Annotated in this window: 25 protein-coding genes and 2 pseudogenes; 11 read left to right on the top strand and 16 right to left on the bottom strand. The window is 58.7% G+C overall.

Going from position 1 to position 25,715, the window contains the following annotated elements:
• Nucleotides 1-20: 20 nt before the first annotated feature.
• Nucleotides 21-167: a hypothetical protein gene (locus GRI47_RS14860; RefSeq protein WP_202387614.1), complete on the bottom strand. Its 147-nt coding sequence runs from the start codon at nt 165-167 to the stop codon at nt 21-23.
• Between the two features lie 42 nt (nt 168-209).
• Between GRI47_RS14860 and GRI47_RS15100 the strand changes: the two are divergent.
• From GRI47_RS15100 to GRI47_RS14395, 10 genes and pseudogenes are all read left to right on the top strand, one after another.
• Nucleotides 210-473 (top strand): annotated as a pseudogene (locus GRI47_RS15100) (multicopper oxidase domain-containing protein); the annotation flags it as partial.
• 36 nt (nt 474-509) lie between these two features.
• Complete coding sequence (locus tag GRI47_RS14355) at nt 510-1,580, top strand: multicopper oxidase family protein (protein ID WP_237452852.1); 1,071 nt, start codon at nt 510-512, stop codon at nt 1,578-1,580.
• A 67-nt stretch (nt 1,581-1,647) separates the two neighbouring features.
• Nucleotides 1,648-3,288, top strand: coding sequence for an acetolactate synthase large subunit (locus GRI47_RS14360; RefSeq protein WP_067468569.1), 1,641 nt, complete (start codon nt 1,648-1,650; stop codon nt 3,286-3,288).
• Nucleotides 3,285-4,679 (top strand): aldehyde dehydrogenase family protein, encoded by a 1,395-nt coding sequence (locus GRI47_RS14365; RefSeq protein WP_063612678.1) that lies wholly within the window; start codon nt 3,285-3,287, stop codon nt 4,677-4,679. The genes GRI47_RS14360 and GRI47_RS14365 overlap by 4 nt, the downstream gene beginning before the upstream one ends.
• The gene (gene lspA / locus GRI47_RS14370) at nt 4,676-5,155 is read left to right on the top strand and encodes a signal peptidase II (RefSeq protein WP_119587750.1); all 480 of its coding nucleotides are present in this window, start codon (nt 4,676-4,678) and stop codon (nt 5,153-5,155) included. The genes GRI47_RS14365 and lspA overlap by 4 nt, the downstream gene beginning before the upstream one ends.
• Nucleotides 5,156-5,349: 194 nt before the next feature.
• The gene (locus tag GRI47_RS14375) at nt 5,350-5,985 is read left to right on the top strand and encodes a peroxiredoxin (protein ID WP_160662057.1); all 636 of its coding nucleotides are present in this window, start codon (nt 5,350-5,352) and stop codon (nt 5,983-5,985) included.
• 119 nt (nt 5,986-6,104) lie between these two features.
• The gene (locus tag GRI47_RS14380) at nt 6,105-7,391 is read left to right on the top strand and encodes a cytochrome P450 (protein WP_082892413.1); all 1,287 of its coding nucleotides are present in this window, start codon (nt 6,105-6,107) and stop codon (nt 7,389-7,391) included.
• A gap of 107 nt (nt 7,392-7,498) precedes the next feature.
• On the top strand, nt 7,499-8,191 hold the full coding sequence (locus GRI47_RS14385; protein ID WP_082892412.1) for an AraC family transcriptional regulator: 693 nt from the start codon (nt 7,499-7,501) through the stop codon (nt 8,189-8,191).
• A gap of 72 nt (nt 8,192-8,263) precedes the next feature.
• Nucleotides 8,264-9,148, top strand: coding sequence for a sterol desaturase family protein (locus GRI47_RS14390; RefSeq protein WP_067468557.1), 885 nt, complete (start codon nt 8,264-8,266; stop codon nt 9,146-9,148).
• On the top strand, nt 9,145-9,819 hold the full coding sequence (locus GRI47_RS14395; protein WP_063506147.1) for a class I SAM-dependent methyltransferase: 675 nt from the start codon (nt 9,145-9,147) through the stop codon (nt 9,817-9,819). Before GRI47_RS14390 ends, GRI47_RS14395 begins: the two co-directional genes overlap by 4 nt.
• 64 nt (nt 9,820-9,883) lie before the next feature.
• On the opposite strand, the pseudogene GRI47_RS14400 reads toward GRI47_RS14395, so the two are convergent.
• From GRI47_RS14400 to GRI47_RS14420, 5 genes and pseudogenes are all read right to left on the bottom strand, one after another.
• Nucleotides 9,884-10,006: pseudogene (locus GRI47_RS14400) on the bottom strand (chromosome segregation ATPase); the annotation flags it as partial.
• A 1,064-nt stretch (nt 10,007-11,070) separates the two neighbouring features.
• Nucleotides 11,071-12,132: an ATP-grasp domain-containing protein gene (locus GRI47_RS15300; RefSeq protein WP_225982250.1), complete on the bottom strand. Its 1,062-nt coding sequence runs from the start codon at nt 12,130-12,132 to the stop codon at nt 11,071-11,073.
• Nucleotides 12,129-13,334, bottom strand: a complete 1,206-nt coding sequence (locus GRI47_RS14410; protein WP_160662058.1) for a tyrosine/phenylalanine carboxypeptidase domain-containing protein — start codon at nt 13,332-13,334, stop codon at nt 12,129-12,131. The genes GRI47_RS15300 and GRI47_RS14410 overlap by 4 nt, the downstream gene beginning before the upstream one ends.
• Nucleotides 13,335-13,339: 5 nt before the next feature.
• The gene (locus GRI47_RS14415) at nt 13,340-14,194 is read right to left on the bottom strand and encodes an N-formylglutamate amidohydrolase (RefSeq protein ID WP_151885145.1); all 855 of its coding nucleotides are present in this window, start codon (nt 14,192-14,194) and stop codon (nt 13,340-13,342) included.
• A gap of 396 nt (nt 14,195-14,590) precedes the next feature.
• Nucleotides 14,591-15,022 carry a hypothetical protein gene (locus GRI47_RS14420; RefSeq protein WP_160662059.1) on the bottom strand — a complete coding sequence of 144 codons (432 nt, stop codon included), beginning with the start codon at nt 15,020-15,022 and terminating at the stop codon, nt 14,591-14,593.
• A 177-nt stretch (nt 15,023-15,199) separates the two neighbouring features.
• On the opposite strand from GRI47_RS14420, the gene GRI47_RS14425 reads away from it, so the two are divergent.
• Nucleotides 15,200-15,565 (top strand): PRC-barrel domain-containing protein, encoded by a 366-nt coding sequence (locus tag GRI47_RS14425; protein WP_151885147.1) that lies wholly within the window; start codon nt 15,200-15,202, stop codon nt 15,563-15,565.
• A gap of 134 nt (nt 15,566-15,699) precedes the next feature.
• Here the strand turns inward: GRI47_RS14425 and GRI47_RS15220 are convergent, their stop codons facing one another.
• The 10 genes from GRI47_RS15220 to GRI47_RS14475 all read right to left on the bottom strand — a co-directional run bounded on the left by GRI47_RS15220 (nt 15,700) and on the right by GRI47_RS14475 (nt 25,125).
• On the bottom strand, nt 15,700-15,915 hold the full coding sequence (locus tag GRI47_RS15220) for an SDR family oxidoreductase (RefSeq protein ID WP_264155433.1): 216 nt from the start codon (nt 15,913-15,915) through the stop codon (nt 15,700-15,702).
• Nucleotides 15,916-16,006: 91 nt separating this feature from the next.
• The gene (locus GRI47_RS14435; protein WP_063511751.1) at nt 16,007-17,047 is read right to left on the bottom strand and encodes a sodium:calcium antiporter; all 1,041 of its coding nucleotides are present in this window, start codon (nt 17,045-17,047) and stop codon (nt 16,007-16,009) included.
• 1 nt (nt 17,048) lies between these two features.
• Nucleotides 17,049-17,792 carry a ZIP family metal transporter gene (locus GRI47_RS14440; protein ID WP_063512442.1) on the bottom strand — a complete coding sequence of 248 codons (744 nt, stop codon included), beginning with the start codon at nt 17,790-17,792 and terminating at the stop codon, nt 17,049-17,051.
• A 12-nt stretch (nt 17,793-17,804) separates the two neighbouring features.
• Entirely contained in the window at nt 17,805-18,218 is a 414-nt protein-coding gene (locus GRI47_RS14445; RefSeq protein ID WP_067468534.1) for a protein-L-isoaspartate O-methyltransferase family protein, read from the bottom strand.
• Complete coding sequence (locus tag GRI47_RS14450) at nt 18,215-19,222, bottom strand: L,D-transpeptidase family protein (protein WP_307020317.1); 1,008 nt, start codon at nt 19,220-19,222, stop codon at nt 18,215-18,217. Before GRI47_RS14450 ends, GRI47_RS14445 begins: the two co-directional genes overlap by 4 nt.
• Nucleotides 19,223-19,295: 73 nt before the next feature.
• Nucleotides 19,296-20,783, bottom strand: coding sequence for a PQQ-dependent sugar dehydrogenase (locus tag GRI47_RS14455; RefSeq protein WP_237452849.1), 1,488 nt, complete (start codon nt 20,781-20,783; stop codon nt 19,296-19,298).
• Nucleotides 20,780-21,214 carry a DUF2231 domain-containing protein gene (locus GRI47_RS14460; protein ID WP_151885150.1) on the bottom strand — a complete coding sequence of 145 codons (435 nt, stop codon included), beginning with the start codon at nt 21,212-21,214 and terminating at the stop codon, nt 20,780-20,782. The genes GRI47_RS14455 and GRI47_RS14460 overlap by 4 nt, the downstream gene beginning before the upstream one ends.
• Nucleotides 21,215-21,249: 35 nt before the next feature.
• Nucleotides 21,250-21,552 (bottom strand): hypothetical protein, encoded by a 303-nt coding sequence (locus GRI47_RS14465; protein WP_151885151.1) that lies wholly within the window; start codon nt 21,550-21,552, stop codon nt 21,250-21,252.
• Nucleotides 21,545-24,082 carry a cbb3-type cytochrome c oxidase subunit I gene (locus tag GRI47_RS14470; RefSeq protein ID WP_151885152.1) on the bottom strand — a complete coding sequence of 846 codons (2,538 nt, stop codon included), beginning with the start codon at nt 24,080-24,082 and terminating at the stop codon, nt 21,545-21,547. Before GRI47_RS14470 ends, GRI47_RS14465 begins: the two co-directional genes overlap by 8 nt.
• Nucleotides 24,079-25,125, bottom strand: a complete 1,047-nt coding sequence (locus GRI47_RS14475) for a cytochrome c oxidase subunit II (protein WP_234001032.1) — start codon at nt 25,123-25,125, stop codon at nt 24,079-24,081. Before GRI47_RS14475 ends, GRI47_RS14470 begins: the two co-directional genes overlap by 4 nt.
• Nucleotides 25,126-25,715: the final 590 nt, after the last annotated feature.

A 25,715-nucleotide genomic window follows, 5' to 3' on the forward strand; every position in this document is an offset into this window, starting at 1 on the left:
TACCATCTGGGCGCGGCGACCTACGCGCCGACGTCATTCTCCTGGGTCACCAAATGGACCGTCCGCGTCGGGTAGGCGATAGCGAGACCGGCTGCCTTCAACCTCTCGAAAATGGCCAGCAGCAGTTCCTGCCGGATCAGTCGGCTTTCCGCGTAATCGGCAACCATGATGTAGGACCAGATCTCGATATCCAGCGAGCTCTCGCCGAAATGAGCAAATCGAGCACGGAGGCCATCGGTATCAACCAGTCCTATCTAGGCCCCACACTTGAGATGCACGCCGGCGATACGGTGCGGATGAATGTCACGAGCGATCTGTCCGAAACGGCGACCGTCCACTGGCACGGTTTTCATCTTCCGGCGCGAGCCGATGGCGGACCGCATCAGCCGATCGAGCCAGGAGGGAGCTGGACCGCGCGTTTCGATGTCCGACAGCGCGCAGCGATGTTCTGGTATCATTCGCATGCGCACCGCCGCTCGGGGCCACAGGTCTATCAGGGTCTGGCCGGAATGATCTACGTCCGCGACAGCGCGAGCGAGGCGCTCGACCTTCCAAACGACTATGGCATCGATGATATACCGCTGGTCGTACAGGATCGCGCTTTCGCGCGCGATGGAAGCCTCGTTTATTCCACACGCATGCATAATATCATGATGGGAATGATGGGTGACACGATGCTGGTCAACGGCGTCGTCGAGCCCGTCTTCGAGGCAAAGTCCGATCGTTTGAGGCTGCGACTAGTCAATGGCTCGAACGCACGCTTTTACCGTTTCGGGTTCGACGATGGCCGCAGCTTCCATCAGATCGGAACCGACGGCGGTTTGCTCGCCGCGCCGCTGCCAACCGACAATGTTGTTCTCGCTCCCGGCGAACGCGCGCAGGTAATCGTCGATGTCAGCGATGGAAGGCCGGTTTCGCTGCTTGCGGACGGGCTCGAAATCATGGGCATGGGAAATAGGGGCCGGGGAATGAGAGGGCCCGGACCCACGCGCGATTCCGACCGGCCGACGGACAATTGGATGATGGGCGAACGGGAGCGTCGCGATGGGATGATGGGCGGTATGATGGATGAAAGGCGTCGCTTTACCGTGCTGGACATCCGGCCGGCCGCGAGCCGCAGGCGGGCGATCGCTATGCCGCGCCAGCTCGCTACCTTGCCTCAGATCGATCCAGGCGACGCGGTCCGGACGCGCCGTTTCGTTCTCGATATGGGCATGGGAATGCGCATGATGCGTGGAGGCGGTTTTACCATCAACGGCAAATCGATGGACATGCAGCGTATCGACGAGACAGTGCGGGTCGATACCACCGAAATCTGGCAGGTCGAGAATGCCTCGATGATGGCGCATCCGTTCCACATCCACGATGTGCAGTTCCGTATCCTCGACCGGAACGGCAGGGCCCCTGATGCGACGGAACAGGGGCTAAAGGACACGGTTGTCGTCTATCCGGGCGAAGCCGTGCGGCTCCTTTTGCGGTTCGAGGACTACACCGACCCGGATTTGCCTTACATGTACCACTGCCACATCCTCGAGCACGAAGATGCCGGCATGATGGGGCAATTCACCGTCACAGCCTGAATCAGTAGCCGAGCAGAAGACCTGCCACCGACAGCCTCCAGGCCCTCACCAATGCGAGAACCATTCCATGAAAGCATCCGATCTTCTTGTCGCCGCGTTGGAAGCCGAAGGCGTCGAGTATATCTTCGCGGTTCCGGGCGAGGAAAACCTCGATCTTCTGGAGTCACTGCGGACCTCGTCGATCCGTCTGATCGTTACCCGGCACGAGCAAGGGGCAGGGTTCATGGCGGCAACCTATGGACGTCTTACCGGTAAAGCCGGCGTATGCCTTGCCACGCTGGGACCAGGGGCGACAAACCTCACGACGCCCGCAGCTTATGCCGCTCTGGGCGCTTTCCCTCTGGTCATGATAACCGGCCAAAAACCTATCAAGGTCTCGAAGCAGGCGCAGTTCCAGATCGTCGATGTCGTCTCGCTTTTCACCCCACTATGTAAGATGGCGAAGCAGATCGTGAATGGGGAGCGCATTCCTTCGCTCGTGCGCGAAGGTTTCAGAAGAGCTCAGGAAGAGCGACCCGGTGCAGTTCTGCTGGAACTGCCTGAAGATATTGCCGAGGAAGAAACCTCCGAACCGGTCGTTGCGCCCCACCCCCGCCAATATGCGGTGGCCGGAGATGCCGCGCTAGACGAAGCTGCCGAGCGGATTCTCGCCGCCGATCGCCCGCTGCTTTTGGTTGGTGCCGGGGCCAACCGACGTAGCGCCTGCAAGGCGCTCCGAAAGTTCGTCGACGATACCCAATTTCCGTTTTTTAATACGCAAATGGGCAAGGGAGTGCTCGATGAGGCAAGCCCCCTGTATCTGGGAACGGCGGCTCTATCGTCGGATGACTATGTTCATTGTGCCATCGATCGCGCAGACCTGATCGTCAATATCGGCCATGACGTGGTCGAGAAACCGCCCTTTTACATGGAGCCTGACGGACGCACCGTTATCCATGTGAATTACAAGGCCGCAGAGGTCGACCAGGTCTATTTTCCGCCGCTGGAAGTCATTGGCGATATTGCCGGATCTGTCGAGCGACTAGGAAACCGGCTGCGCGGCAAACACCCTAGTGACCCGGCAGCCTACGCCAATGTCCATGAGGACATCGCGGCGCACATCCGCCAAGGCAGCGACGATGGCCGCTTTCCGATGGTGCCCCAGCGCATCGTTGCAGATGTACGGGCGGTCATGGGCCGGGACGACATCGTCGCACTCGACAACGGCATCTACAAGATCTGGTTCGCCCGCAACTATATCGCGCATGAGCCGAACACGATTCTGCTCGACAACGCGCTGGCGACGATGGGAGCGGGTCTCCCCTCGGCGATGATGGCAGCGATGCTGTCGCCCGAGCGCCGCGTGCTCGCCGTATGCGGCGATGGCGGGTTCATGATGAATTCGCAGGAGGTGGAAACCGCGGTCAGGCTCGGCCTCAACCTTGTCGTACTCATTCTCAATGATTCCGCTTACGGTATGATCCGATGGAAGCAGGAAGAACTTGGCTTTCCCGAATACGGTCTGAGCTTCGCCAACCCCGACTTCGTTGCCTATGCGAAGAGTTATGGTGCGACGGGCCACCGGATCGAGAGCAGCGAAGCACTGGTACCGACGTTGAATGAAGCGTTCGAAAGCGGCGGCGTTCACCTCATCGACTTACCGGTGGATTATTCCGAGAACCGCAAGGTTCTGATCGATGAACTGAAGGCGATGGAGTGTCCTCAATGACGTGGCAGGTCCTCAATCCCTACGACCAGGAATGCATTGGCAGCGTGGAGCTGGTCGACTGGCCACAAATCGATCGTTGGCTCGACGAGGCGCGCGCGCTGCACGAAGACCGGCAAGCGCGGCTCCCCGCCCATGAACGCATCGCCATCCTGCAGCGCGCCAGCGTGCTGATGCGCGAGCGCGCGGAGACGCTGGCAATGCAGATTGCGCGCGAGGGCGGCAAACCCATCATCGACGCGCGCGTGGAAACCAGTCGCGCCATTCAGAGCGTCGAACTGTGCATACACGAATTATTCGCCAGCGGCGGGCGCGAAATCCCGATGGACCTGACGCAGGCGGGGGCAGGACGCAAAGCCTATACTTTCCGTGAGCCGATCGGGCCGGTCGTGGCGATCTCCGCTTTCAATCATCCTCTGAACCTGATCGCCCATCAGGTGGGACCGGCGGTTGCAAGCGGATGCCCCGTACTGGTGAAACCGGCCAAGGACACGCCCCTTTCCTGCAAGAGCTTCGTCGAAATCCTTTATGAAGCCGGACTCAATGAAAATTGGTGCCGTTTCGTGCCGTGCTCGGACGAGGTCGCCGAAAAAATGGTCACCGATCCACGAACTGCGTTCTTCTCCTTCATCGGTTCGGCCAGAGTTGGCTGGATGCTCCGCTCCAAACTGGCCCCTGGCACCCGCTTGGCGCTGGAACATGGGGGCGCGGCCCCGGTCATCGTCGATGACAGCGTTGCGCACGCCAAGGTAATTCCTCCGCTCCTGAAAGGGGGCTTTTATCATTCTGGTCAGGTCTGCGTCTCGGTGCAGCGCGTGTTCGTTCCGCGCGCCGAATTGCCGGACTTCGCTGCCGAGCTCGCTGCGGGAGCAGAAGCGCTGACGGTGGGCGATCCGACCAATGCGGAAACCCAATGCGGTCCGCTCATTCGTCCTGCCGAAGTCGACCGCGTCGAATCCTGGGTCGATGCAGCCGTTCAGGGCGGCGGCAGGCTCGCCGCAGGGGGTAAGCGCACGGGTTCCACCCTTTACCAGCCCACGGTCCTTGTCGATCCGCCCGACGACGCCGATGTATCGCGGAAGGAAGTGTTCGGCCCTGTGGTCTGCATTTACGGATACGACGACGTCGATGCTGCGATCACGCAGGCGAACGCGCTTCCCTACGCCTTCCAGGCGGCTGTGTTTACCGACCGAATGTCCTGGGCCGATTACTGCGTCGAAGCGCTGGCCGCGTCAGCCGTAATGGTCAACGATCATACCGCATTTCGCGTCGACTGGATGCCGTTCGCAGGACGCCGTCAGTCGGGTCTCGGAACAGGCGGTATCGGTTACACGATGGCCGATATGAGCGAAGAAAAGATGGTGGTCGTGAATTCACCATCCAGCGTCCGATGACCTTGAGCGCGGCGAAACGGCTTGCGCCCGTTTTGATTCTGGCCAGCTTCGGCCTCGACCAATTGTCGAAAACCTGGGCGCATTCTTTCGTTGGTTCGGGTAACGTGATCGCAGTGTTCCCGGGCTTCAATCTAGTCGCCATCACCAATAGCGGCGTGGCATTCGGATTGGCTGGTGAAGCAGCACCGGTTATCCTTATCGCGATCGGCGTTTTGCTTTCGGGACTACTCGGGATTTGGCTGATGAGAACCAGATCGGCCATCCATGCGCTCGGCTTGAGCCTCGCGATTGGCGGAGCGCTCGGCAACGTTGCGGACAGGCTGATGTTCGGTGCTGTCAGAGACTTCATCGATTTATACTGGGATACTCTTCATTGGCCATCATTCAATCTGGCCGACGTCGCGATCGTAGTGGGACTGGGGCTTTTGGTCCTGGTGGGCGAAGAGCAGCCTGAAAACCGCCCCGACATGAACTGAGTTAAAAATAGCGTAAGGCAGGGAAGGGCCTAGGGTTCCGCATAGCGCGGGCGAGCGAAACACCAGCGCGCTCCTGATGCCGTCCGTCGCGCCAGAACGCCGCTCCGTCGCGATCTCGCTTGCACCTACAGTAACTGTAGCACCCATCTGCTGATGGAACACGCTATGTTAGCGCTCACCACAGGAGATTTTCAATGACACTTCAACTTGGCGACACCGCACCCGATTTCGAGGCCGACACAACCGATGGCACGCTCAAGTTCCATGAATGGATGAGTGACGACTGGGCGGTGCTGTTCTCGCACCCTGCGGATTTCACTCCTGTTTGCACAACGGAACTTGGTGAGGTTGCCCGCCTGAAACCGGAATTCGACAAACGCGGCGTTAAAGTGATCGGTCTCAGCGTTGATCCACTCGAAGACCACCGATCCTGGGCAGGCGACATAGCCGAAACCCAGGGTCATGCTCTCAACTTTCCGCTGATCGCGGACCCGGATCGTGAAATCGCCGATCTCTATGGAATGATCCATCCACAGGCCGACGACACTCTTACCGTACGCTCGGTCTTCGTAATCGGATCCGATAAAAAGGTGAAACTTACGCTGACCTATCCCGCGAGCACGGGTCGAAATTTCGAAGAGATCCTGCGGGTCATCGATTCGCTGCAACTGACAGCCGACCACAGCGTGGCCACGCCTGTTAACTGGCAGCATGGCGAGGACGTCATCATCGTGCCCTCGCTCAGCGATGAAGAAGCGCGTGAGAAATTCCCCAAAGGCTGGGAGACGGTAAAACCTTATCTGCGCGTCACACCGCAACCGCAGGATTGATCGCAGCATAAGGGGCAATGCGAGACTTATCGGCGGGAGCATAGTCAAAAGCGAGCCGGTTGGTTTCGCTGTGGCTGGCTCGGCACCGATATGCCAAATCGAAAGGACGGTATTGGTCTATGAATCATTCCATAAAACAGAGCGAAGAACTCATACCGCAAGGGCCCGTCGACAGCACACTCCATTTCCTGAGACGGCCCTATGACTTCGTAAGCACGGTCTGCTCGCGAACCGGTGGCGATATGTTCGAAACCCGCCTGTTGCTCCGGCGGACTGTGTGCCTGCGCGGCGAAGCTGCGGCCGAGATGTTCTACGATAAAACGCGAATGTCGCGCGACGGCGCGATGCCGGAACCGGTTCGGGCGACTTTGACTGGCAAGGGCGGAGTCCAGGGTCTGGATGGCGAGCGGCATCTGCGGCGCAAGGAAATGTTCGTGTCGTTGCTGACGCAAGAGCGTGTCGAGGCTCTGGGAGAGAAATTCGAAAAAATGTGGTTGGCCCAGCTCCCGGCATGGACCCGGGAAACGCAGGTAATCTTCTACGAAGCGCTGCATCCCATATTGGCCGAAGCAGTGTGCGACTGGGCCGGAGTGCCACTACCGGCTGAAGAGCGCATCAAGCGAACTCGCGACCTTGTTCTACTCTTCGACCGCGCGGCCGCGCTCGGCTTGGGCCATTTTCAAGCCCGGCGCGCTCGCAGCCGGTCCGAAGCGTGGCTCGCTCGCATCATCAAGGATGTGCGCGATAGCCGTCTGGTCCCACACGCTGAATCCGCGCTGGCTGTGATCGCTGGGCACCGGGATGAGAATGGCGCGCTGCTAAGTCCCAAGATCGCCGCCGTCGAACTGCTGAACGTTCTGCGCCCAACCGTCGCAGCGTCTGTCTATATCACTCTCCTGGCGCATGCTCTCCATTCGTTTCCCGATTTGGCTCCGACCCCTGCATCCGATCGCTCTGAGATGGGCTATTTCGTCCAGGAAGTGCGCCGGTTCTATCCCTTCTTTCCTGCGGTCGCTGCCAGAAGCCGAAAGGACTTCCGGTGGCGAAATGTCCGTTTTCCCGCCGGGCGACGTTTCCTGCTCGACTTGCACGCAACCAACACTGATCCTCATCTCTGGAACGAGCCGGAAACCTTCAATCCGGAGCGCTTTCGCGAGGAAGGCATTTCCGCGTTCGCATTGATCCCTCAGGGCGGCGGCGATGTCCCGAAAAATCATCGCTGCCCCGGCGAGACGGTCGTGCTCGAAGTGATGGAGCGCGCGTTGCGAATGCTTCTTTGCGAAATGGAATATCGGCTTCCCCCGCAGGATCTGCGCATCGATCGTTCCCGGATGCCGGCGCTGCCAGGCAGCAAGATCATTCTCGAGGATATCCGGCGCAGTGAGCGGTCTTTGAAAGAGACTTGAGGAGAGCCGGGAACGCGTTGAGATCTCTCAGAAAGGAACGTCCGATTGCACAGCAGCTAAGACGAAATCGCTCTTTGAGAAGCACCGACGCCTCATGGGAGGGCAACATGATGCTCGGATTTGGCTGGGCACTTCTCGACGCCCAAACAGGAGAGAACCGTCCGCACAGTCATCTGGCACACCAGATCAGTCTTTCGCTGGTCGACTCTTGCAGCATTAACGCTGACCGAGATCTTCGCTTGTCGCCCGGTGAAGCTGTTCTCATCCCTGCCACCACGGTTCACCGCTTGACGCCATCCGGTGCCATCCTGCGAAATCTGTATGTCGATCCGTTTTTCATGGGAACCCGTGACCTCAACAAGAGTGTTGGACTGGAACGGCTTTCGACCGCTGAAGCGAATGCATTGGCTCTGGTTGGATCTGGGAACGAGGCACGCAAATGGATGGAAGGCTTTTTGAACCGGAAGGGTTCGAACCAAATCGACCCGCGCCTCCGCTCTACGCTGCAACGGATCGAACCCGGGGCGTCACCTTCGGAATTGGCCAAAGCCGTCGGTGTTTCGACCACGCGGATGCGGGAAATTGCGATTCGAGATTTTGGAGTGCCGACGACCAAGCTCCTGCAATGGTTGCAAGTTCAGCGTGCCATCGAAGGTTTCCACCAGTCTCATAGTCTAGCTGCCGCCGCGGCCGCAGGTGGGTTTTCCGATCAAGCGCATTTTACCCGTCGTTTGGTCGAATGGTTCGGCGTGACGCCATCACAGGGTCTCGCAAAAATCGAGATTACCATCGTGCGTTAAGACGCCAGCGAAACGTTCAATACCGGGGCCCTAAGGGAGCGTAGACGGAACCATCGTTTGAGGGAGGCTGCAATGGCCGTTTTTCGTTATCTCTATGGCCCGCTCTATTTTTTCGGCTTTGTCGGGGGCGCTACGGCGATCGTGTCCTCGGGTAGTTCGCCGGCCTGGTTGTTCGTTCTGATCATCGCCGCGATTGGGTCCTCGCTCGCCGCCGAGCGTATCGCGCCTTTCGAAAACCAGTGGAACTCGAGCCATGGCGATGGCCGTAGAGACATTTTGCATGCCCTCGTGAATGAAGGATCTCTTGTGGCTATGGTGCTGCTTCTTCCGCTCATCACAAGCCTTGTCCCTTGGGAATCAGCCTGGCCAAAGACGCTGCCCTTATGGGCCGATGTAGCAATGGCTATTGTACTCCTCGACGTGGGGATTACCCTTGCCCATTTCGCCAGTCACAGGGTTTCGTTTCTCTGGCGTTTTCACGCCGTGCATCATTCGGTACGCCGCATGTACGGCTTCAACGGGCTACTGAAGCATCCAGTCCACCAGTTCATCGAGGTTACCGCCGGTGCGTTGCCCTGGCTTCTTCTGGGAATCCCTCTCGATGTCGCCGCCGTGGCTTCCTTTGCGGTGCTGATACAGCTCCAGTTACAGCACTCGAACGTCGACATGCGGGTCGGGCCGTTGGCATATATCTGGGCCGTCGCTCCAGTCCATCGGCACCACCACCTCGCATCCGAAACGGACGGCGACGTCAATTTCGGTCTCTTCTTGACGCTCTGGGATGTTCTGCTTGGTACAGCGCGCTTTGGGTCGAGCCAGCATATCAGAGCGGGGGCGATTGGCCTCGCTGGCATCGAAGATTATCCGGATGCCTATCTAGCACAGTTGGCCGAACCATTTAGAAAGCAGGCACAGTCTCTGCCGGAGCTCGGCCCACAAAGCGAGAGACAGGCATGACCGATCAACATGCAGTCTATACGCCGCCAGCCGGTTATCCTATTCTCACGCCACTCTACGATATCGGGGTCCGACTTTCGACCCGCGAAAAAAGGTGGCGTAGAGACCTTGTGGACCTGATTGAGCCCAAGTGTAACGAGGTCCTGCTCGACATTGGGGCGGGTACCGGCAGCCTGGCGCCACTACTGGCCACGAAAAACCCAGCCACGACGTACTTCGGGATCGATCCAGACGAAGATGCGATCCAGATCGCACGAAAGAAAGCGGGGCGAGCTGGAATAGATGCTGAATTCAAACATGGATTATTCTCGGTGGCCACTGTTGCCAAATGGCCAGCGCCGAACATCGCCACACTCTGCCTCGTTCTCCATCAAGTTCCTTATGATGAGAAGCTCCGCTTGCTTTGCGAGATTTACGAAGCACTTAAGCCAGGTGGACGCCTGTTCATAGCAGACTACGGCGAGCAGCAATCACGCCTCATGCGTGTCCTGTTCAGAGCAACGATACAGCAGCTCGACGGTGTTTCGGACACGCAGCCAAACGCGGACGGCGCGCTTGTACCGCTTATGGAACAAGCTGGATTTCTCAGCATCACAGAATGCAAGAGATATCAAACCATCACTGGCTTGATATCGATCTACGGAGCGACCAAGACTTCTGCAGATGAATGAGAAGATTGCTCATTTACTCGCTTGGTTTGGAGTGGCCGGTACATGGATTTGCTGACAGAGAGTTTCACCTCTCGCGAGGATTTGTCCCAAGAGGTCCACGACGGTCAACTACGCTGACCCGGCGTGATTTTGCCTCAATCACGAGTCGCTCAAGTACGCCATTGCCGGGAAAGGCGATGACATAGCGCGTAGCAAAATGCTCGTCCATCTCTTCAAGGACCCGCGCCTGATAGTCGCGCCAGTTCCCTTTGAAGTTCATATCCTTGAGCATGCTGTGCGCGATAACGAGGTAGACCCGGATCGCCTATTGCTATGTCCGCTATGTCCGCAAGTTTGCGCTAAAGCGGACAGGCAGCAAGCGGCCCAATCTCTGCCATTTGATCGGCCTATCCACAGGCTTCCACACGACCGGTGTAGCTGTATCCAACCTGCTCAAAATGGCACAGCCGCCAATTGCATTTCACGCAACAGCAGCTTCGCGCCCTAATTTCAGTCGTTCGGACTCGCCCGGAAAATGCCCGGAAGCGGACCGGCAGCTTTGCTCCGGTAGTGAGCACCGACAATGTCCAATCCGGTGTGGAGAGCGGCCGCTTTGAATTGGATTTGAAGCTTAATGATATCGACCTCGCGGCCTTGTCATCCGACTAAGCCGCAAGTAGCCAAATGCCGCCGTGAATGATACCTTGTAGCTGGTAGAACGCGACTCGCCTTGATTGGTAGCTCCTTGTTGCGAGTGTCTCTGGTTCCCTGAGCCCGGACCCTGTCTGAGGTCCGGCTATGCCAACCTACAATCTGATATTTCGTGAAGACGGTCACGGCGTTGAAAAGCGTGTTGAGCTTGAAGGCCAGAATGTCGCCTGTGTTTTCTCCGTCCTAGAACACGAAGCCGCATCGCGTCTGGTGGAAATTTGGACAGGGGAACAGCGTGTTGCCTTGGTTGAGCGCGATCGCTCGGGCATTTGGATGGTTCAGAGTAATACTCGAAATGGCAGAACTTCGTAAAACAGTTGTTTCCACTCAGATTGTCATTCTGGCATTTGATAAATGCGTTTGCCAGCCTGTGAGGTACTGCAGATGCCTCGACGAGGATACGACCGAGAATGCGGAGAATACGCGTCACTAGGTGTCCCAATCCTTACGCGCTTGGGTAGGTCGCGTTTGACCGAGCAACCAAAGCCGAGTCAAATGCCCCTGAGTACGTATGGAGCGGTGGGGCACCACTCGGGAGTGAACCAATAGACACTTATATTCCTATATGACGGCGAGCTGACGATTGGTCAGCGTACCGTCATATTGACGCTGCAGGCGTATCTTGCGCTCCAGATCGTCTATGATTGCGCCGCTGAAATTCACCCCACTGAGATCCTCCATGAAGCTGATCCCGCCAGGCGTATCGACGTTCAGCTCGATCATCTTGTCCCCCACGATATCGAGGCCAGTTAGATACATGCCGTCGTCGATCAACTTGGGCCCCACGATTTCAGCGATCGCCAGCGCGTTTTCGTCGGGAGCCATCATCTCGTATCCCCCACCGGCTGAAATGTTCGATCGGTGATCCTCGGTCTGGCTAAACCGGCGTAGGCTAGCATAGGTGTCATCTACCTTGAGCGGGCGCCCGTTCAGAGTGATGATGCGCAGGTCGCCATCCGCGGCTGCGGGAAGGTATTCTTGCACGATAGCATAGCCATCGCGAATGACCGCTTCGGTTATCTGGTTGAGATTCTGTCGATTTTTCTTGTCGAGGAGGAAAACGCCTTGTCCGCCAGATCCCTGCAAGGGCTTAATCACGCCCTTGCCACCATGGGCATCTAGGAAACGCCTGACCTCTTTCGGTTCGCGGGTTATCATGGTTTCGGGACGCACGCTGGCAGGAAAACCCTGGAAATAGGTCTTGTTCACTGCATCGGTCAGATGGCGGGGATCGTTAAGCACGATGGTTCGCTGTAGGGAAGCCAGTTGCGCGAACAGCAAGCTGGATGACGGGGCCCAACTGCGCGCGACGAGTTCTTCGGCCGGGTCGCTACGAAGCATGAGGATGTCCCAGTCGCTAAGCGCAATTCTGGTCCGGTCCATCCCAGTATTCTGCAAGTGCGCAAGATAGTCGGTATCGTCCTCGAACTCGCTGATCTTGCTGAGGGTGGCCATGGCACAGATGCCCTCCTCCCAGTCGTAGATGAAATCACCAAGGCCGATAAGCGCGACCTGATGTCCTCGCGCCACTGCCCGACGGGCGAGGCGAATGGTCGAATAGTTGTCCTGCTCGGTGGCTACGTCGTTGACTACGAAGGCAAGCTTGATCTTATCAGCCGTCACTGAGGTGTTTCCTGGTAAAGCGCTGAGAGCGGAAGCTTGCGCACCTGCGCAAGCCGCTGGCGGGCGGCCGCGTCATCACAATAGGTGGGCAGGAGTTCGGGCGGGTGTAGAATTCCCAGTTCGATCAGCTTTTCCAAGCTTGGCAATTGCTTCAGAGCAAACTTCCCGAGGAAAAGAATCTCGAATTTGTCTCCACGACTTAGATAGGCGAGGAGCTCTTCCAATCCCTTAAGATAAAGAGCGTCCTTGGTCAGCCCGCCCCCCCGCTTGGCACGCACAGCGGTATCAAAAGCGTCTTTCGAGGGAATTGCGTGTTGCTCTGTCAAACAGGCATAGATTTCGGCGCCCGTCTCTTTCTCGGCGGCCATATGTGCTGCAACGACCCTCGCGGCAAGGACACGTAAGCGATCGGCCGGGAGATACCCCGTGAGGTACTCTCCGAGCACCGCGAGGCCCTCCTGCAGAACATCGTAGTCGCACAGCCCGCCTGCTAGGGTGTGCAAAGGCTGCCGCCGACCGTTATGGCGGGTTAAGACGTGGGTGCCGATCTCGTGGGCGATGAGAGGCTTCACCCTATGGCGCGAAGTACGGTAATCGTGTGCGACGTGGAAATCACCTGCGGACACGTACATCGAGGTCCCCGGCGTAGGATCGACCACAATACCGCACCGAAAGGTCGGCGCCCGTTTGCGATAACCGGCAATGGCAGCTTCCGCTGCTTCGCACACTTCGGCAGCCCCGACGTCCTCCTGTTTCGGCGTGAGGACCGGAACAGTTGCCAGCAAGTCTTTTGCCGTCTGGAGAAACCGCTCGCTGACATGTCCAAAAAGGTCGATGCTCGCCAGGATGAAGCCATCCTTGTCGCGCATACGAACCAGTTCGATTTGGCGGTCGAGCTCACGCTGCTTCTCAAGCATAAGCGCCTCGACGATCGGGTTCTTGATCTCGCGAACAGGCAAACTGAATAGTTCGCTACGAAGTACGGGCGCATCTTGATCGAGCCCCTCGCCATATCGGCTGTCGGGCATCGACCGGAAGGACGATGCCTGGAAGCCGTCCCAGATTTCGTCGATATTAACCGGCGTCAGACGCTCCAGCCAGTCGATTTTCCGGTCCATCTCCTCGAGAGCGCGATCAACGGCGATCGCCGCCTCGCAGAGCAGTTCGTCCGCGCCGTTATGGTGTTTTCTTTCCTTTGCCATGCGTGTCATGCTGGCATTCGAGCTTTGCTTTGGGCCTGGCCGGGGGCAGGATATTCGGCGAGCCAATCGCGCGCCTCGTCCACCGCCGCGAGGAAGCCTTCACGCAAATCCTGTAGCGCGAGTATGTCCGCCGAGCGGCCCCATTCATCCATGAACACTTTCTTATATTCGAGCGTGATCACACAAGCGGCATCGCCGTATTTGGCGTGAAGCCATTCAGGGAAATGCCCGCCATCCTTCCAGCGAATATTCGTGCCCACCTCGAGCGTCCGGCCATTTAGCGGATGCGAGCGCAGGGCATCGCCGAACCTCTCGAGAAGCCCCCCGAAGATATCCTTGTCTAACGTAGTAGCCCCCAGATCGATATCGGGGCTGAGTTGCGGATCATCTGGCTCCGCATCGCGACCTGCTCGCCGATGGTTGTAGCTGTGCACGTCGAGCACGAGGATCCGCCCATGAGCCTCGATCATCTCATCCACGCACCGAGCGACCTGATCGTAGAATTGCCGGTGAAGCCTTAGGGAAAGTTCCTTCTCCCTCTCAGGCATGTCGGGCTTCCAGATACGCAGCCCCCAAGTGTCTTCGGGGTTCGTAGTGACCGCAGTCTCGGACGGGCGGTTCAGGTCGAATTCGAACCGCGACCTATTGGCGCGGATTATAGTGTCGCCAGCGGTAAGGAAAAAATCGGTAAGGGGGTCTTCTTCTCTAAGTCGATCGGTTTCCCCGATCTCAAGCCATGGCGCGAGCGATCCGCGAATTGTATGCCCTGCATGAATGGCCGCGACGAGCACCGGCCCGGGCTGCGTGACGACGTCCCATGGGGCAGTTGTCTTCGACGAGGTGAGTGATGTCTGCTCCATGCGTGCCCAACGGACCCATGCTATAGGGGTTCCTACTGGCTCCGCCACCGCCGGATCAGGACAGAGGACACCCTAACCCCGCATTGCCTTCGAGGTACATATGGGAGCGGGCAACCACAAAGTAAGCCAGGCAATCAAATCGATATGATGGCGGATTGCCGTTGCGGCCCAAGATCGTCAGGAGGATAACTTAGTGAACTCGGGAGTTATCTTCCGTTCTTCAATCGTAGCGTCCGATCGAAATGCAGATATCGCATGACGACAAAGCGTCTAAGGAATCCTGCCCCGACAGACGCCAAGAGATAATTTACGGGTGCACGCTTTCGACGCTTATCGGCTAGGCGAAAAATACGCGCATATTAGCCCGATCACAGCGATGCGCTCAGTGCTTCCTGATTAGTCTTCCGTGCTTTCGTTTGGCTTACCTATCAGCCAGACCCCCGTTTTGCCGACCAGTTCCATAGAGCAGACAGGTCTTCCGTTTTCGTAAAGGTCGGCCTTGGTCCCGCTCGCGACCTTCTTCGCCTTGTCCAGCGCTCCAGCAATTGAAACGCTATCGAAAGCGATCTCTTCGCGCGCCGCAGAACGTTGGTCCCAAGAATGCAGAACGTAGTGACTCATCAGCAACCTCACTTCTGAAATTGATTTCCGGCCCCCGTCCTTGCCTTTTAAATATCCGCTTTCCGGCGACGAAACGTAATCCACGCTCTTGGCGCACCGTTTCCCCGCCTCAACGGCCGAGCTTAAAATATCATTTGCACTCACTACGGCAAAGGCAATGGCTGTTAAACGGTCGCATGACGGGAACCATTGGTCGCACACGATCAAGAGCGAGCCGCAAGTAAACGCACAATGGCCCTCTTAGCCCACTTGTTGAACGTCCTGTCTGACAGGGGCCACGAGTTCCGGATCAACATTCAATCAAAGGCATTTCTTGCCGTAGCACCGGCCCGTTCTCGATGTGCTTTCGGGTAGTCTGGTGTGTTTCAGCAAAGGAGTGGCACAATGCATACTGAAGCAGAAAAGAATTCCGCTGTTATTTCGAGTGATCGCGTCGAAGGTACAGCCGTCTTTGATCGCGGCGGGAAAAACATCGGCCACGTAGATCACGTATTGATCGAGAAGCGCGGTGGACAGGCAACAGAAGCAGTTTTGTCGGTCGGCGGTTTCCTGGGAATGGGTGATGAGAAGCACTGCGTCCCTTGGTCGAAGCTCGATTATGATACCGACCTTGGTGGCTACCACCTTAACATCGACGAAGATGCCCTTCGCGAAGGGCCGCGCTTCACTTCCGAGGAACGACACAAGACCTACGACGATAATTTCCGGTCTGGCGTTCACAAATACTATGAAACAGCGCAGGTAGCTTAGCGCTATGAGCATTGGGGGCCCGGCTTGACTGTCGGGCCCCCTTGCAACTGTCTCCCCAAGATGCGACCGCCGGTACAGTCCTGTTGCGGGGGCTCAGTTCTTGCCCCCATTCCGAATATCAGAGAGACGAATGATCACATCATCGGTTTTCCGCCGGTGACGGCGATTGTAGCTCCCGAAATGTAGCTTGTTTCATCGCTCGCCAGCATGACGTATGGCGGCGCAAGTTCGGCGGGCTGCGCGGGGCGGTCAAGCGGATAATCCTTGCCGAATTCAGCAACATCCTCTTCCGGCATCGCGTCGAGGGAAAAAGCGGTCTCCAAAACCGGCCCGGACGCGATGCAGTTCACCCGTAGCGGCCTCGTGACTGTCGATCGACATCTTTGGCATCGCCTTCTCCGCCACGGGATTGGACAGCTGGGCTCTACAATCGTCGGAAAGTCATTCGGCAAAGGCGCCGCCCAGGATCGCCGCCAATCCCGCACTATAGGCGACAAGCACGGCGATTGAATCGTAGCCCATGCGGAGCATGGCCTTGTTCCGCCGTTCGAGCAGGCCGATCAGGACCAGCATGGTCAGTAATATGCCGAGGAGCGCGGCCACCATCGCGCTGCGATCGACCTGATTGAGTACGAGCGGCCCCGCCGCCAAGATATCGATCAGCAGGACCAGTGTCACATCGAACATGTTGCCGCCCAGTATATCGCCAATAGCCAATTCCACACGGCGGATGCGAACCGCGGCAATTGCCGTGCTGAGTTCGGGCAGTGACGTGGCGAAGGCGAGCAGGGTCAGGCCCATCACTCCGGTATCGGTACCCGTTTGTTCGGCCATCCCCTCCGCCGCCAATGTCACGAGTGTGCCGCCTGCACAGATCAGCACGGCTGCTGTTACGGTGACGCCGACAAGTCGGGCATTGGAAAGCTCAGAAGGGGCTTCTTCTTGTCGATCCACCTCCGGCAAGGCTTCCGGCGTCCAGCCTCTCGAAGAGACGCTCCTCCCTAACCGCCAGAGGCACAAAAGATAGGTTGTGGCGGTCAGCACCGGGAAGAAGCCGACCCCGATGCCCCATAATTCCCAGTCGCCCACCATCACGCCCAGCGCCACGAGCACCAGAAGCACGATGCTGACTGCCGCGTTGAGCATAACGCGCGGCCCCGGCACCATACTGGTCAGCGCATTTTTGCCCACGAACAGATCAGCCAGCGCGATGACGACCACCTGAAAGGCGACCCCGCCGACGAGATTATTGACCGCCATGCGCGGATTGTCGGAGATTACCGCGACGCTGGTGGTGGTGATTTCGGGCAACGAAGTCACCGCGCCCAGCAAGATGACGCCGATAGTCGCCTGTCCGATGCCACTCCGCTGCGATATCGTGTCGGCATAGCCCGCCAGCCGTGCTCCGGCGAACCAGACGAGCACGGCTCCGGTCAGGAACAGCGGGACGAGCGCGAACAGAGACAAGCCAGCAAGGCTCATGTCACTGTCCAAGATAAGCCGAAGTCAACAGGAGTGCTCCGAAGCCCAGTGCGAAGGACGGGCTCGATATACGGCGCTTAGCCTTGGGCTGGTCGGCTTCGGGCACGATATCCTCGATCGTCGCGGTCAGTAGCAGGCCCGCGAACACAGCGAGCACGAAGCCCGTCAGCACATCCCCCGCTCCGGCCAACACGGTATACCCCGCGAACGCACCGATCACCGGAAGCAGCGGATAGATCGCCAGCGCGCTTAGCCGGTGCCTGCGCGTAATCTTTGCCGAGCGGAAATTCGCAGCGATGGCGAAGCCACCCGGCAAGTTGCCCGCCACTTGAGACAGGGCCAGCAGCAGCCCCAGTTCGCGCGCCACCGCTCCCCCGCCGCCGGTCATCAGTCCATCGGTCAGCAAGTCAACGCCCACTGCGGCATAGGCCCCCCAAGTGGTCGCACGGCCTGCGGCGCTACCCATTCGGTCGCGGATCTTTCGTGTGGCTTTGGCGATACTTGCGGAGCAGATTGCCCCGACGATCAGCGCCACGACCAACAGCCAGGTCTCGATCCGCTCCTGCGAACGCGGGATGAGCTCAATTGCGGCAACCGCGGTGGCGATCCCAGCAGCGGCATGGAGCGCGCCGCCGACCAGCCATTCGGGCGGCTTGCGCCACTCGGCCAGCGCAACGCCAAGAAGATTACCCAGCGAAGGCAGCAGCGCGAGAGCGAGTACCGCAAGAAGGCCAGAAGACTCCATACTGTCAGCGGATCACCGCTTGAGCGCGTCCGGCACGCTATCGAACCGCACCGCCACCAAAATCGCGTCGAAGGACGCCTCGTTCGGCAGACCCTTCAGACCATCTCCCGTAATGATCTCGCAATCGTCGTAGGCCAACTCCCTAATCCGCGCCGCCGCCTGCCTTGCCAGCGCCTCGTGCCACTTGATCGCATGGACCTGCCCAGCAGGGCGGGAGAGGACGGCTGCGGCATAACCCGTTACCGCCCCGACCTCGAGCAATCGGTCGTCTGCCCCGACTTCCCCCCCATCCATCCGGTGATCGACGTAGGTTTCGCGCGGGGCTTTGGCAAAGGCGGACAGAAACGCCTCGTCGCGAAAGCCGCGCGCGGCAATCTGGTTGCGGTTGATCAACTGGCGCCGGTCAGCATAGTCGGTGCCGCTCACGATGCACCTCCAGCTTGGTTAGCGAACACCACGCGCGTCCCCTGGCGCACCGCATCCGCCAGTTCCTTCGCATCCCAGTTGGTAAGTCTTACGCATCCATGGCTGGCGGTCTTGCCGATCAGTTGCGGGTCGGGCGATCCGTGGATGCCATATCCGGGTTTGCTCAGATCGATCCAAATGCCGCCCACCGGATTGTTCGGCCCGGGCGGGACGATCAGCGTTTCGTCGGGACCCCATTCGCGCCCGCTCGGATCGAAGGTATAGTTTGCATCGGGCGCTACCGCGACCACCTCCATCGAACCGGAGGGGCTGGGAAATTGCGCGCTGCCCACCGTCGCGGGATAACTGGCAAGGATATTGCCCCGCTCGTCGAAAGCGACGACCGAATTGTCCGACTTGCGGACCTCAATCCGGGCGACCTGCGAAGGAAGTGTTTCCTCTCGATGCGCAACAATAGTGATCCGCGTCCCCACGCGGCTGAAATCGGCCTCGGGATTGAGCGCCCGAAGCAGGTCCTGATCCATATGGAACCGGTCTGCGATCAGCTCCTGCGGCGAGGTCCAGCCAACACGCTCCAGCGCTGCCATTGCCGACATAGCGTCGGGCACACGAAAGAACGGTCCGTCCACGTCGTCGCGCGTGATCGTGTAGGTCTGGAAAATCTCACCGCCCTGCGAGTTTATCAGTGATCGCATAAGCTGCGGATCGATGCTTCCCTCGGCAGGAAGCCCGCGGGCTCGTCGGAAATGCTGGATCGCCCGCATCGTGTTGCCGCCCATGAGACCATCGATCACGCCGGGCGAATGGCGGCTCCGATCGAGCATAACCTGCGCGGCAAGCACTACGCGCGAACGAGCGCCAGAAAATGCCGTTTCCGGCACCGAGGGTGGGATTTTCAGATCAAGACTTTCGCTTTGTGTCGTCTCGATACCCGCTTCGGCATCGGTTGTTGACTGGGCCGGCGATACCGAGGGAACACAGAGAAGCGCGGTGGCGATCAACACCACCAAGATACGGTCAATAAGAAGAAATCCAGGCATGGTTGACTAACTGGGCTGCCTGCGCGGATGTTCCGATCTACTCAATCCCGAAAAGGCTGTTGAGCGTACGATTTGATATTTGAACCAAGGGCGCGCATCCAATGCACGCAAGCGCCATCCCGGTTTCGGGCGGCGCTACCAAACGGAGTTTCCTGGTGGTGGGCGCTGTGGACGGCGGCCGTGGGTCGCCAGGCAACTGGGTTGTGTCTCCCGAGGAGTTACGGCGTGCTGCACCGCGTGGGGCGATACGCCAAACGGTGTTCGACACATCATCCGCGACATATAGTACACCACGCGCCTCATCGTACGTCACGCCCACGGGGCGCCCCCTCGCGTGCCCGTCTTTCAAAAAACCTGTGAGCAGATCGATGGGTTCGCCGCTCGGGCGCCCGCCGCGGAAAGGGACGAAGACGACTTTATAGCCCGACGGATCGGCTCGATTCCAGCTTCCGTGCATCCCGACGAACGCGCCTTCGGCGAACCGGCCACCCAAACCCCCGTCGGTGGTGAAATCGACACCTAGTGCAGCTACATGCGAGCCTAGCGCGTAGTCGGGCACAACGGCCTTGTTCACCAGGTCGGGCCTCGCCGGCTTGATCCTCGGATCGACGTTCTGGCCGTAGTAACTGTAGGGCCAGCCATAAAAGGCACCGTCGCGTACGGAAGTCAGATAATCGGGGACGAGTTGCGGCCCGAGTTCGTCGCGCTCGTTGACGACCGCCCAAAGCTGCTCGTTCCACGGGTCGAAGGCGAGTGCGGTCGGGTTGCGGATGCCGGAAGCGAATATCCGACTGGCACCCGTTTCGCGGTCTATCTCCCATATGACCGCACGGTCCTCTTCGACATCCATGCCGCGTTCGCCGACATTGCTGTTCGAGCCGATGCCCACATAAAGCTTCGAGCCATCGGGGCTGGCGGTCATCGCCTTGGTCCAGTGGTGATTGATTTTCGCGGGAAGCTTTGTGACTTCGGTACCAGACCCCGCGATTCTGGTGGCTCCTTCGGTATATTCGAAGCTTACCAGATTACCCTGATTGGCTACGTAGAGCGTGCCATCGACCAAGGCCAAGCCATAGGGAGCGTCAAGACCTTCGATAAAAGTGGTCTGGAGATCGGTTTGCCCATCGCCGTCCTCATCACGCAGCAGGGTTAGCCGGTCCCCGCCTTCGACCGGGCTTTTGCCGCGCTTCTTTATCCAGCCAGCGATAACATCCTTGGGCCTCAACTTTGGCGCCTTGCCGCCAGAACCCTCGGCGACCAGAATGTCCCCATTGGGCAGCACGAGCGTCTGCCGTGGAATCTTCAGATCCTGTGCAATGGCGGAAACAGTGTACCCCTCGGGTACGATGGGTAGTTCGCCCCCCCATCCTTCCGGCGTTGGAATTTCCATCTCCGGCACGAGAGCATCGTTCTGTTCGGGAAGCTCGGGCTGGTCACCGGTCTGATCGAGATCGGGATCGCTGCCGACCTGGCAGGCGGCAAGCGCGATTGTCAGCGGCAAGACGAGATGGGCTAAGCGGTTCATGCGCGTTTCTCCACCGTCTGGGTGCCGTAAGCGATAAACGCTGCGATCAGGGCAAGGATCGAGCACAGAATCGAAAGCATAAGTCCCAGAGTGCCAACGGAATGCCAGCCGTCACGAGCGTGCTGGAATGCATTCAGCACACCGAGACCGAACATTGCGGCGATGACAATCAGATAGAGCGTACCGCGACCTTTCGCGTGGCGAGCTCGTCCGAAGAAGATGGCGAGCAGTGCCGAGGCGAGGACCAGGCCCGCGAACAGGTCTGCCCCGGCAATGAGCCAGGACGAGAAGTTGGTCCACTGGATCTCCGCCGTATTCAGATAGGTTATATCGGTAAGTAAAGCGGCAGGATAAAGCGCCACGGGAAAGGCAAGCAGTATCGCGTGCAAGGGATTTGCAAAAGAACGGGAATTAGTGACTGTGCGATCCATGCGGGCAATCTCCTCTTCCGGCTTTGCCACTCTGACTAACCAACAATCGCGGGGAAGGTGCCGAAGATTACACCCGCCCCAGCCAGACCGAGGGAACCGAGAGCGAGCGGCGAGCGTGGAGCCCGTAGCCTCAGGACTTGTCCCAGCAATGCGGCGATTGCGATGAGACCAGCACCTATCGCGATGATCCGCGCGATCCCGGCATCGGGGAAAACCAGCACTCCGGCGTAGCTGATAGCGAAATGCGCCGACCAGATCACAAAGGCGATCAGAAGCGTGCGATAGATCGAAGGACGGTCGATGGGCTCGCCAATCTCGCTGTTCTTTGCTTCAGACACCGGGGAACACCCTCGGCAGGAAAGTAAAGACCATGCCCTGCAGCGCGCAGAACATTATGAAACGTGCGACGATGTCCATGGTGACGTTTGTCGGAGTGGTCATGATTCCCCGCGCCTCGCGAAAAGCCAGATAGGTGGCCATGATGACAGCAACTACGACCACCTGTCCCTGAAGCACCGAAAGCATGAAGACAGTCGCACCCATCCCATTCGCGGTGGGTTCAAGACCCGTCGCGAGCCATCCAGTCACATCGAGGTATAAGGCTCCGACCAGCAGGGTCGCAGCAAGTGCCTCCAGCATCCAGGGCAGGTCTTCGGCAAGCCGCCCTTCTTTCGATGCGAGAAACCGACGCCCGCCCCAGGCCGCAAGAAGCGCCGCCGCTTCTATCCCGACAATGATTGCAGTTTCGCCGAGCGGCGGAGGCGCACTCCAGACTTCGGGATTGATGCCATAGAGGTAGAGGTAGGCGAACACGGCCATGAAGCCGATCATGCCGATTACGACCATCAAAGTGTTCAACGCCCACCAGCCGTGGCTTTTCGGCCCGGTGATTGCGATCGGAACTTCGATACCGCCGCCGATGTCGGCGCTTTCCTGTTTGATGGGACGGTCAGTTTCCCAAAGCCATCGAAGCGTACTTAGCACTGCTACAATCCCGCAAAACACTGCAAAGGCGTAGCCCTGCACCGTCAGCGAGAGGAAAAAGAGAGCGGTGAACACAGCTGCTGACAATGGCCATGGCGACGGGCCGGGCATGAGTTGAACGTACTGTGGTTCAGCCATCACGGTCGAGGTGATCAACGTCTCGCGCTGACCAGTGGCAGAGTTCGGGAGGAAATAGCGCCCTTCCTCGACTTCCTTCGAGATTTGGGGGCGATCCCATAAAGGCTCGCGAGTCGTAACCAGCGGAATCGAGCGAGTGGAGTACAAACCGGTTGGAAGCCATTCGAGCGTACCGCCGCCGTAGATATTGCCTGCATCGTCATGAACCGTGAAACGAAAGCGGCGCGCGAGATCGAACAGAAAAAGGAGTATCCCAGCGGCCATCACGAAAGCGCCGATGGTGGACACCAGATTGAGCAGATCGAGATCACGTCCGGGCAAATAGGTATAGACTCTGCGTGGCATGCCCATGAGGCCGGTCAGGTGCATCGGGAAGAAAGTGATGTGCAAACCAGCGAACATCAGCCCGAAGACCCATTTGCCCACCCGTTCGGACAAAGCCCTGCTGCTGGTCATGCCGTGCCAGTGGTAGAATGCGGCAAACATCGGGAAAACCATGCCGCCCATGAGCACGTAGTGGAGGTGGGCGACGATGAAATAGGTGTCGTGCGCTTGCCAGTCGAAGGGCACCATACCCACCATCACGCCGGTCAACCCACCCATCGTGAAAATCACCACGCTTCCGACCACGAAAAGCGCGGGCGTGGCCCATTTGATTTTGCCGCTGGCTAACGTGGCGATCCAGCAAAATACCTGAATGCCGGCGGGTAGGCTGACGGCCATGCTCGCGGCAGAAAAATAGCCAGCGGAGACGCGCGGCATATCGGTCGTGAACATGTGATGCGCCCAGACGCCGAAGCTGATGAAGCCGGTAGCCACCAGTGCCAGTACGTTGAGACGGTATCCGACGAGCGGCACCTTTGCGACTGCGGTCACCATCATGCTCATGAGACCTGCGGCTGGGATGAAGATAATGTAGACTTCTGGATGGCCGAAAAACCAGAAGAGGTGTTGCCACAGCATGGGATCGCCGCCGCGTAGCGCATCGAAGAAAGGCCAATTGAAAGCTCGTTCGATCTCCAGCAGCATCGTGCACAGGATCACACTCGGGAAAGCGACCACGATCATTACCGCGAACACCAGCATGGCCCACGCAAACATCGGCATCTTGTCGAGGGTCATTCCCGGCGCGCGGGTGCGCAGCACACCCACGATGATCTCGATCGCTCCGGCAATGGCCGAGATCTCGATGAAGCCGATGCCGAGCAACCAGAAGTCTGTATTGATACCGGGACTGAAGGCGATGCTCGTCAGCGGGGGATACATGAACCAGCCGCCGTCGGGCGCCAGCCCCACGAACAGCGAGAGAAAAAACATCGTTCCGCCTACGAAATAGGCCCAGAAGGCGAATGCTGACAGCCTGGGAAACGGTAGATCGCGTGCCGCCAGCATCTGCGGTAAAAGCATGATCCCGATCGCCTCCACCATTGGCACGGCAAACAGGAACATCATCACCGTTCCGTGCATGGTGAAGAACTGGTTGTAGGTATCGACGCCGAGGAAATCCTGCATCGGAGCGGCGAGTTGCACACGCATGCCCAGCGCCAGAATTCCTGCTGCTAAGAAGAAGCCGAAAGCAGTGACGACGTACCAGAAGCCGACGTAGTTGTTATTGACCGCGGTAAGACGTGCCCACCCCTTGGGCGCGCGCCAGATGCGGTTCAATTCTTCGACTTCGCTATCGGGACGCTTCTCGGTGGGGAAGCGCTCATAGAGCGAATAATCGAAACCCGTCTCGGATCTCATCTCTGCTGCTCGAGCCAGATGGCGATAGCTTCGAGCTCGTCGGCATTGAGCATGTCATAGCTCGGCATACGATTTCCCGGCTTGAGCGATTGGCTGTCGCCGATCCAGCCGATGAGCGTACCGCGATTGTTGGGCAAGATACCCGCACCCAATGTCCGGCGCGATCCGATATGGGTGAGATCCGGTCCAGCGAGACCGTTCGCCTCTGTTCCGGCAACACGATGGCACGCACCACACCCAGACTGCATGAATAGTTGCTGCCCGGACAGCTGATCAGAATTTGCGTCAGCGCCTGCATCCGGACGCGAATCCGCTGACTGCTCGGAAGCGACCGTCATTGAGGCGGATAGTGGTTCTTCTGGCGTGGCTATGCCGCGCCCCGCTGAAACGAGGCGCTCATTCCGCTCGGCATACCATTCTCGAAAATCGTCGTCCTCATGCGCTACAGCAACGAAGCCCATCAGCGCATGTTGCCGCCCGCAATACTCTGCGCACACCCCGCCGAATTCTCCTGGGCGATCTGCTTCGATCCGCAGCAGTGTGCGTCGCCCGGGGATCATGTCCTTCTTTCCCGAGAGATGCGGCACCCAAAAGCTGTGAATCACATCGGCGGATTCCAGTTCGAGCACCACCGGACGTCCGACGGGAATGTGAATCTCATTCGCATCTTCCATCACAACCGCGCCCGATGGGTCCAGATATTGCACACGGAACCACCACATTTCACCGGTAACGCGAATACGCATCTCGTCCCCGTGGATCGGCTCTGTCAGGCTGGCCGTAAGTGTGAGTCCCCACACCAGTAGCGCGGTCAATACGACGCCCGGAAAGGCCACCCCGCCGAGCCAGATCGCGCGTTCGCCTCCTAGCTTCGCCTTCCACTTGTCTGGTCCCTTGATGGCGACCCAAAGAGCAAGCACCACGACCAATGTGACGAAAGCGCCCAAACCGAAAAGCGACCAGGCCAGGGTTGTAACTTTGCCTGAATACGGACCTGCCGGGTCGAGTACCGGAGGTGGCCAACCCCAGAGTGCGTCAATCATGGTCGAGACCATACAAATAGGCTGCGATATCTGCCGCCTCAGTCTCGCTAATTGGCATTGGCGGCATGGAAGAGCCCTCCTTCACGGAAGGTGCGTTGCGGATGAAGGCCGCCAATACGTCCGGCCGGTTCGGCAATTGGCCAGCTATCAAGCCGACATCGTCGAAGCCATCAAGCGATGGTCCCAAGCGCCCGGATGGCCAGTCCAGCCCGGGGATTTCGTGGCAAGATCCACAGCCTGCGCGCTTGATTGCTATTAAGCCGCGATCCTTCGGTCCGGTAGCCGGCTCTCGCCGCGTCTCGACCGGGTCCTTGCATGCGGCAAGCGGTGCACAAGCGGCTAAGGCTACGCCGGTCACGATGGCTTTCCAATTCCGATGCTCCACACTCCCCATTCCCATGGGAACCGGACAATTGCACGCTTCGTTCCCGCCAGGCGATGCTTTTCCGCTCTAACCTGTCCGTCGCCGCCTTTGCTATGGCGCTGGCGTCATGCACTCCTGCCCCGATCGACGATCCATTCGACGACACCGGCGAATTGATTGCCTTATCAGGCGGGGACGCGGGTCCGCAGGCCGCTTGCCACACTTG

This window comes from Qipengyuania pelagi, from assembly GCF_009827295.1.
GTDB lineage: Bacteria > Pseudomonadota > Alphaproteobacteria > Sphingomonadales > Sphingomonadaceae > Qipengyuania > Qipengyuania pelagi.

Coding starts and splice junctions, on each gene's coding strand:
- GRI47_RS14860 (WP_202387614.1), bottom strand. CDS start 167: ATGGTTGCCGATTACGCGGAAAGCCGACTGATCCGGCAGGAACTGCTG.
- GRI47_RS14355 (WP_237452852.1), top strand. CDS start 510: ATGATCTACGTCCGCGACAGCGCGAGCGAGGCGCTCGACCTTCCAAAC.
- GRI47_RS14360 (WP_067468569.1), top strand. CDS start 1,648: ATGAAAGCATCCGATCTTCTTGTCGCCGCGTTGGAAGCCGAAGGCGTC.
- GRI47_RS14365 (WP_063612678.1), top strand. CDS start 3,285: ATGACGTGGCAGGTCCTCAATCCCTACGACCAGGAATGCATTGGCAGC.
- lspA (WP_119587750.1), top strand. CDS start 4,676: ATGACCTTGAGCGCGGCGAAACGGCTTGCGCCCGTTTTGATTCTGGCC.
- GRI47_RS14375 (WP_160662057.1), top strand. CDS start 5,350: ATGACACTTCAACTTGGCGACACCGCACCCGATTTCGAGGCCGACACA.
- GRI47_RS14380 (WP_082892413.1), top strand. CDS start 6,105: ATGAATCATTCCATAAAACAGAGCGAAGAACTCATACCGCAAGGGCCC.
- GRI47_RS14385 (WP_082892412.1), top strand. CDS start 7,499: ATGATGCTCGGATTTGGCTGGGCACTTCTCGACGCCCAAACAGGAGAG.
- GRI47_RS14390 (WP_067468557.1), top strand. CDS start 8,264: ATGGCCGTTTTTCGTTATCTCTATGGCCCGCTCTATTTTTTCGGCTTT.
- GRI47_RS14395 (WP_063506147.1), top strand. CDS start 9,145: ATGACCGATCAACATGCAGTCTATACGCCGCCAGCCGGTTATCCTATT.
- GRI47_RS14410 (WP_160662058.1), bottom strand. CDS start 13,334: ATGGCAAAGGAAAGAAAACACCATAACGGCGCGGACGAACTGCTCTGC.
- GRI47_RS14415 (WP_151885145.1), bottom strand. CDS start 14,194: ATGGAGCAGACATCACTCACCTCGTCGAAGACAACTGCCCCATGGGAC.
- GRI47_RS14425 (WP_151885147.1), top strand. CDS start 15,200: ATGCATACTGAAGCAGAAAAGAATTCCGCTGTTATTTCGAGTGATCGC.
- GRI47_RS14435 (WP_063511751.1), bottom strand. CDS start 17,047: ATGAGCCTTGCTGGCTTGTCTCTGTTCGCGCTCGTCCCGCTGTTCCTG.
- GRI47_RS14440 (WP_063512442.1), bottom strand. CDS start 17,792: ATGGAGTCTTCTGGCCTTCTTGCGGTACTCGCTCTCGCGCTGCTGCCT.
- GRI47_RS14455 (WP_237452849.1), bottom strand. CDS start 20,783: ATGAACCGCTTAGCCCATCTCGTCTTGCCGCTGACAATCGCGCTTGCC.
- GRI47_RS14460 (WP_151885150.1), bottom strand. CDS start 21,214: ATGGATCGCACAGTCACTAATTCCCGTTCTTTTGCAAATCCCTTGCAC.
- GRI47_RS14470 (WP_151885152.1), bottom strand. CDS start 24,082: ATGAGATCCGAGACGGGTTTCGATTATTCGCTCTATGAGCGCTTCCCC.
- GRI47_RS14475 (WP_234001032.1), bottom strand. CDS start 25,125: ATGATTGACGCACTCTGGGGTTGGCCACCTCCGGTACTCGACCCGGCA.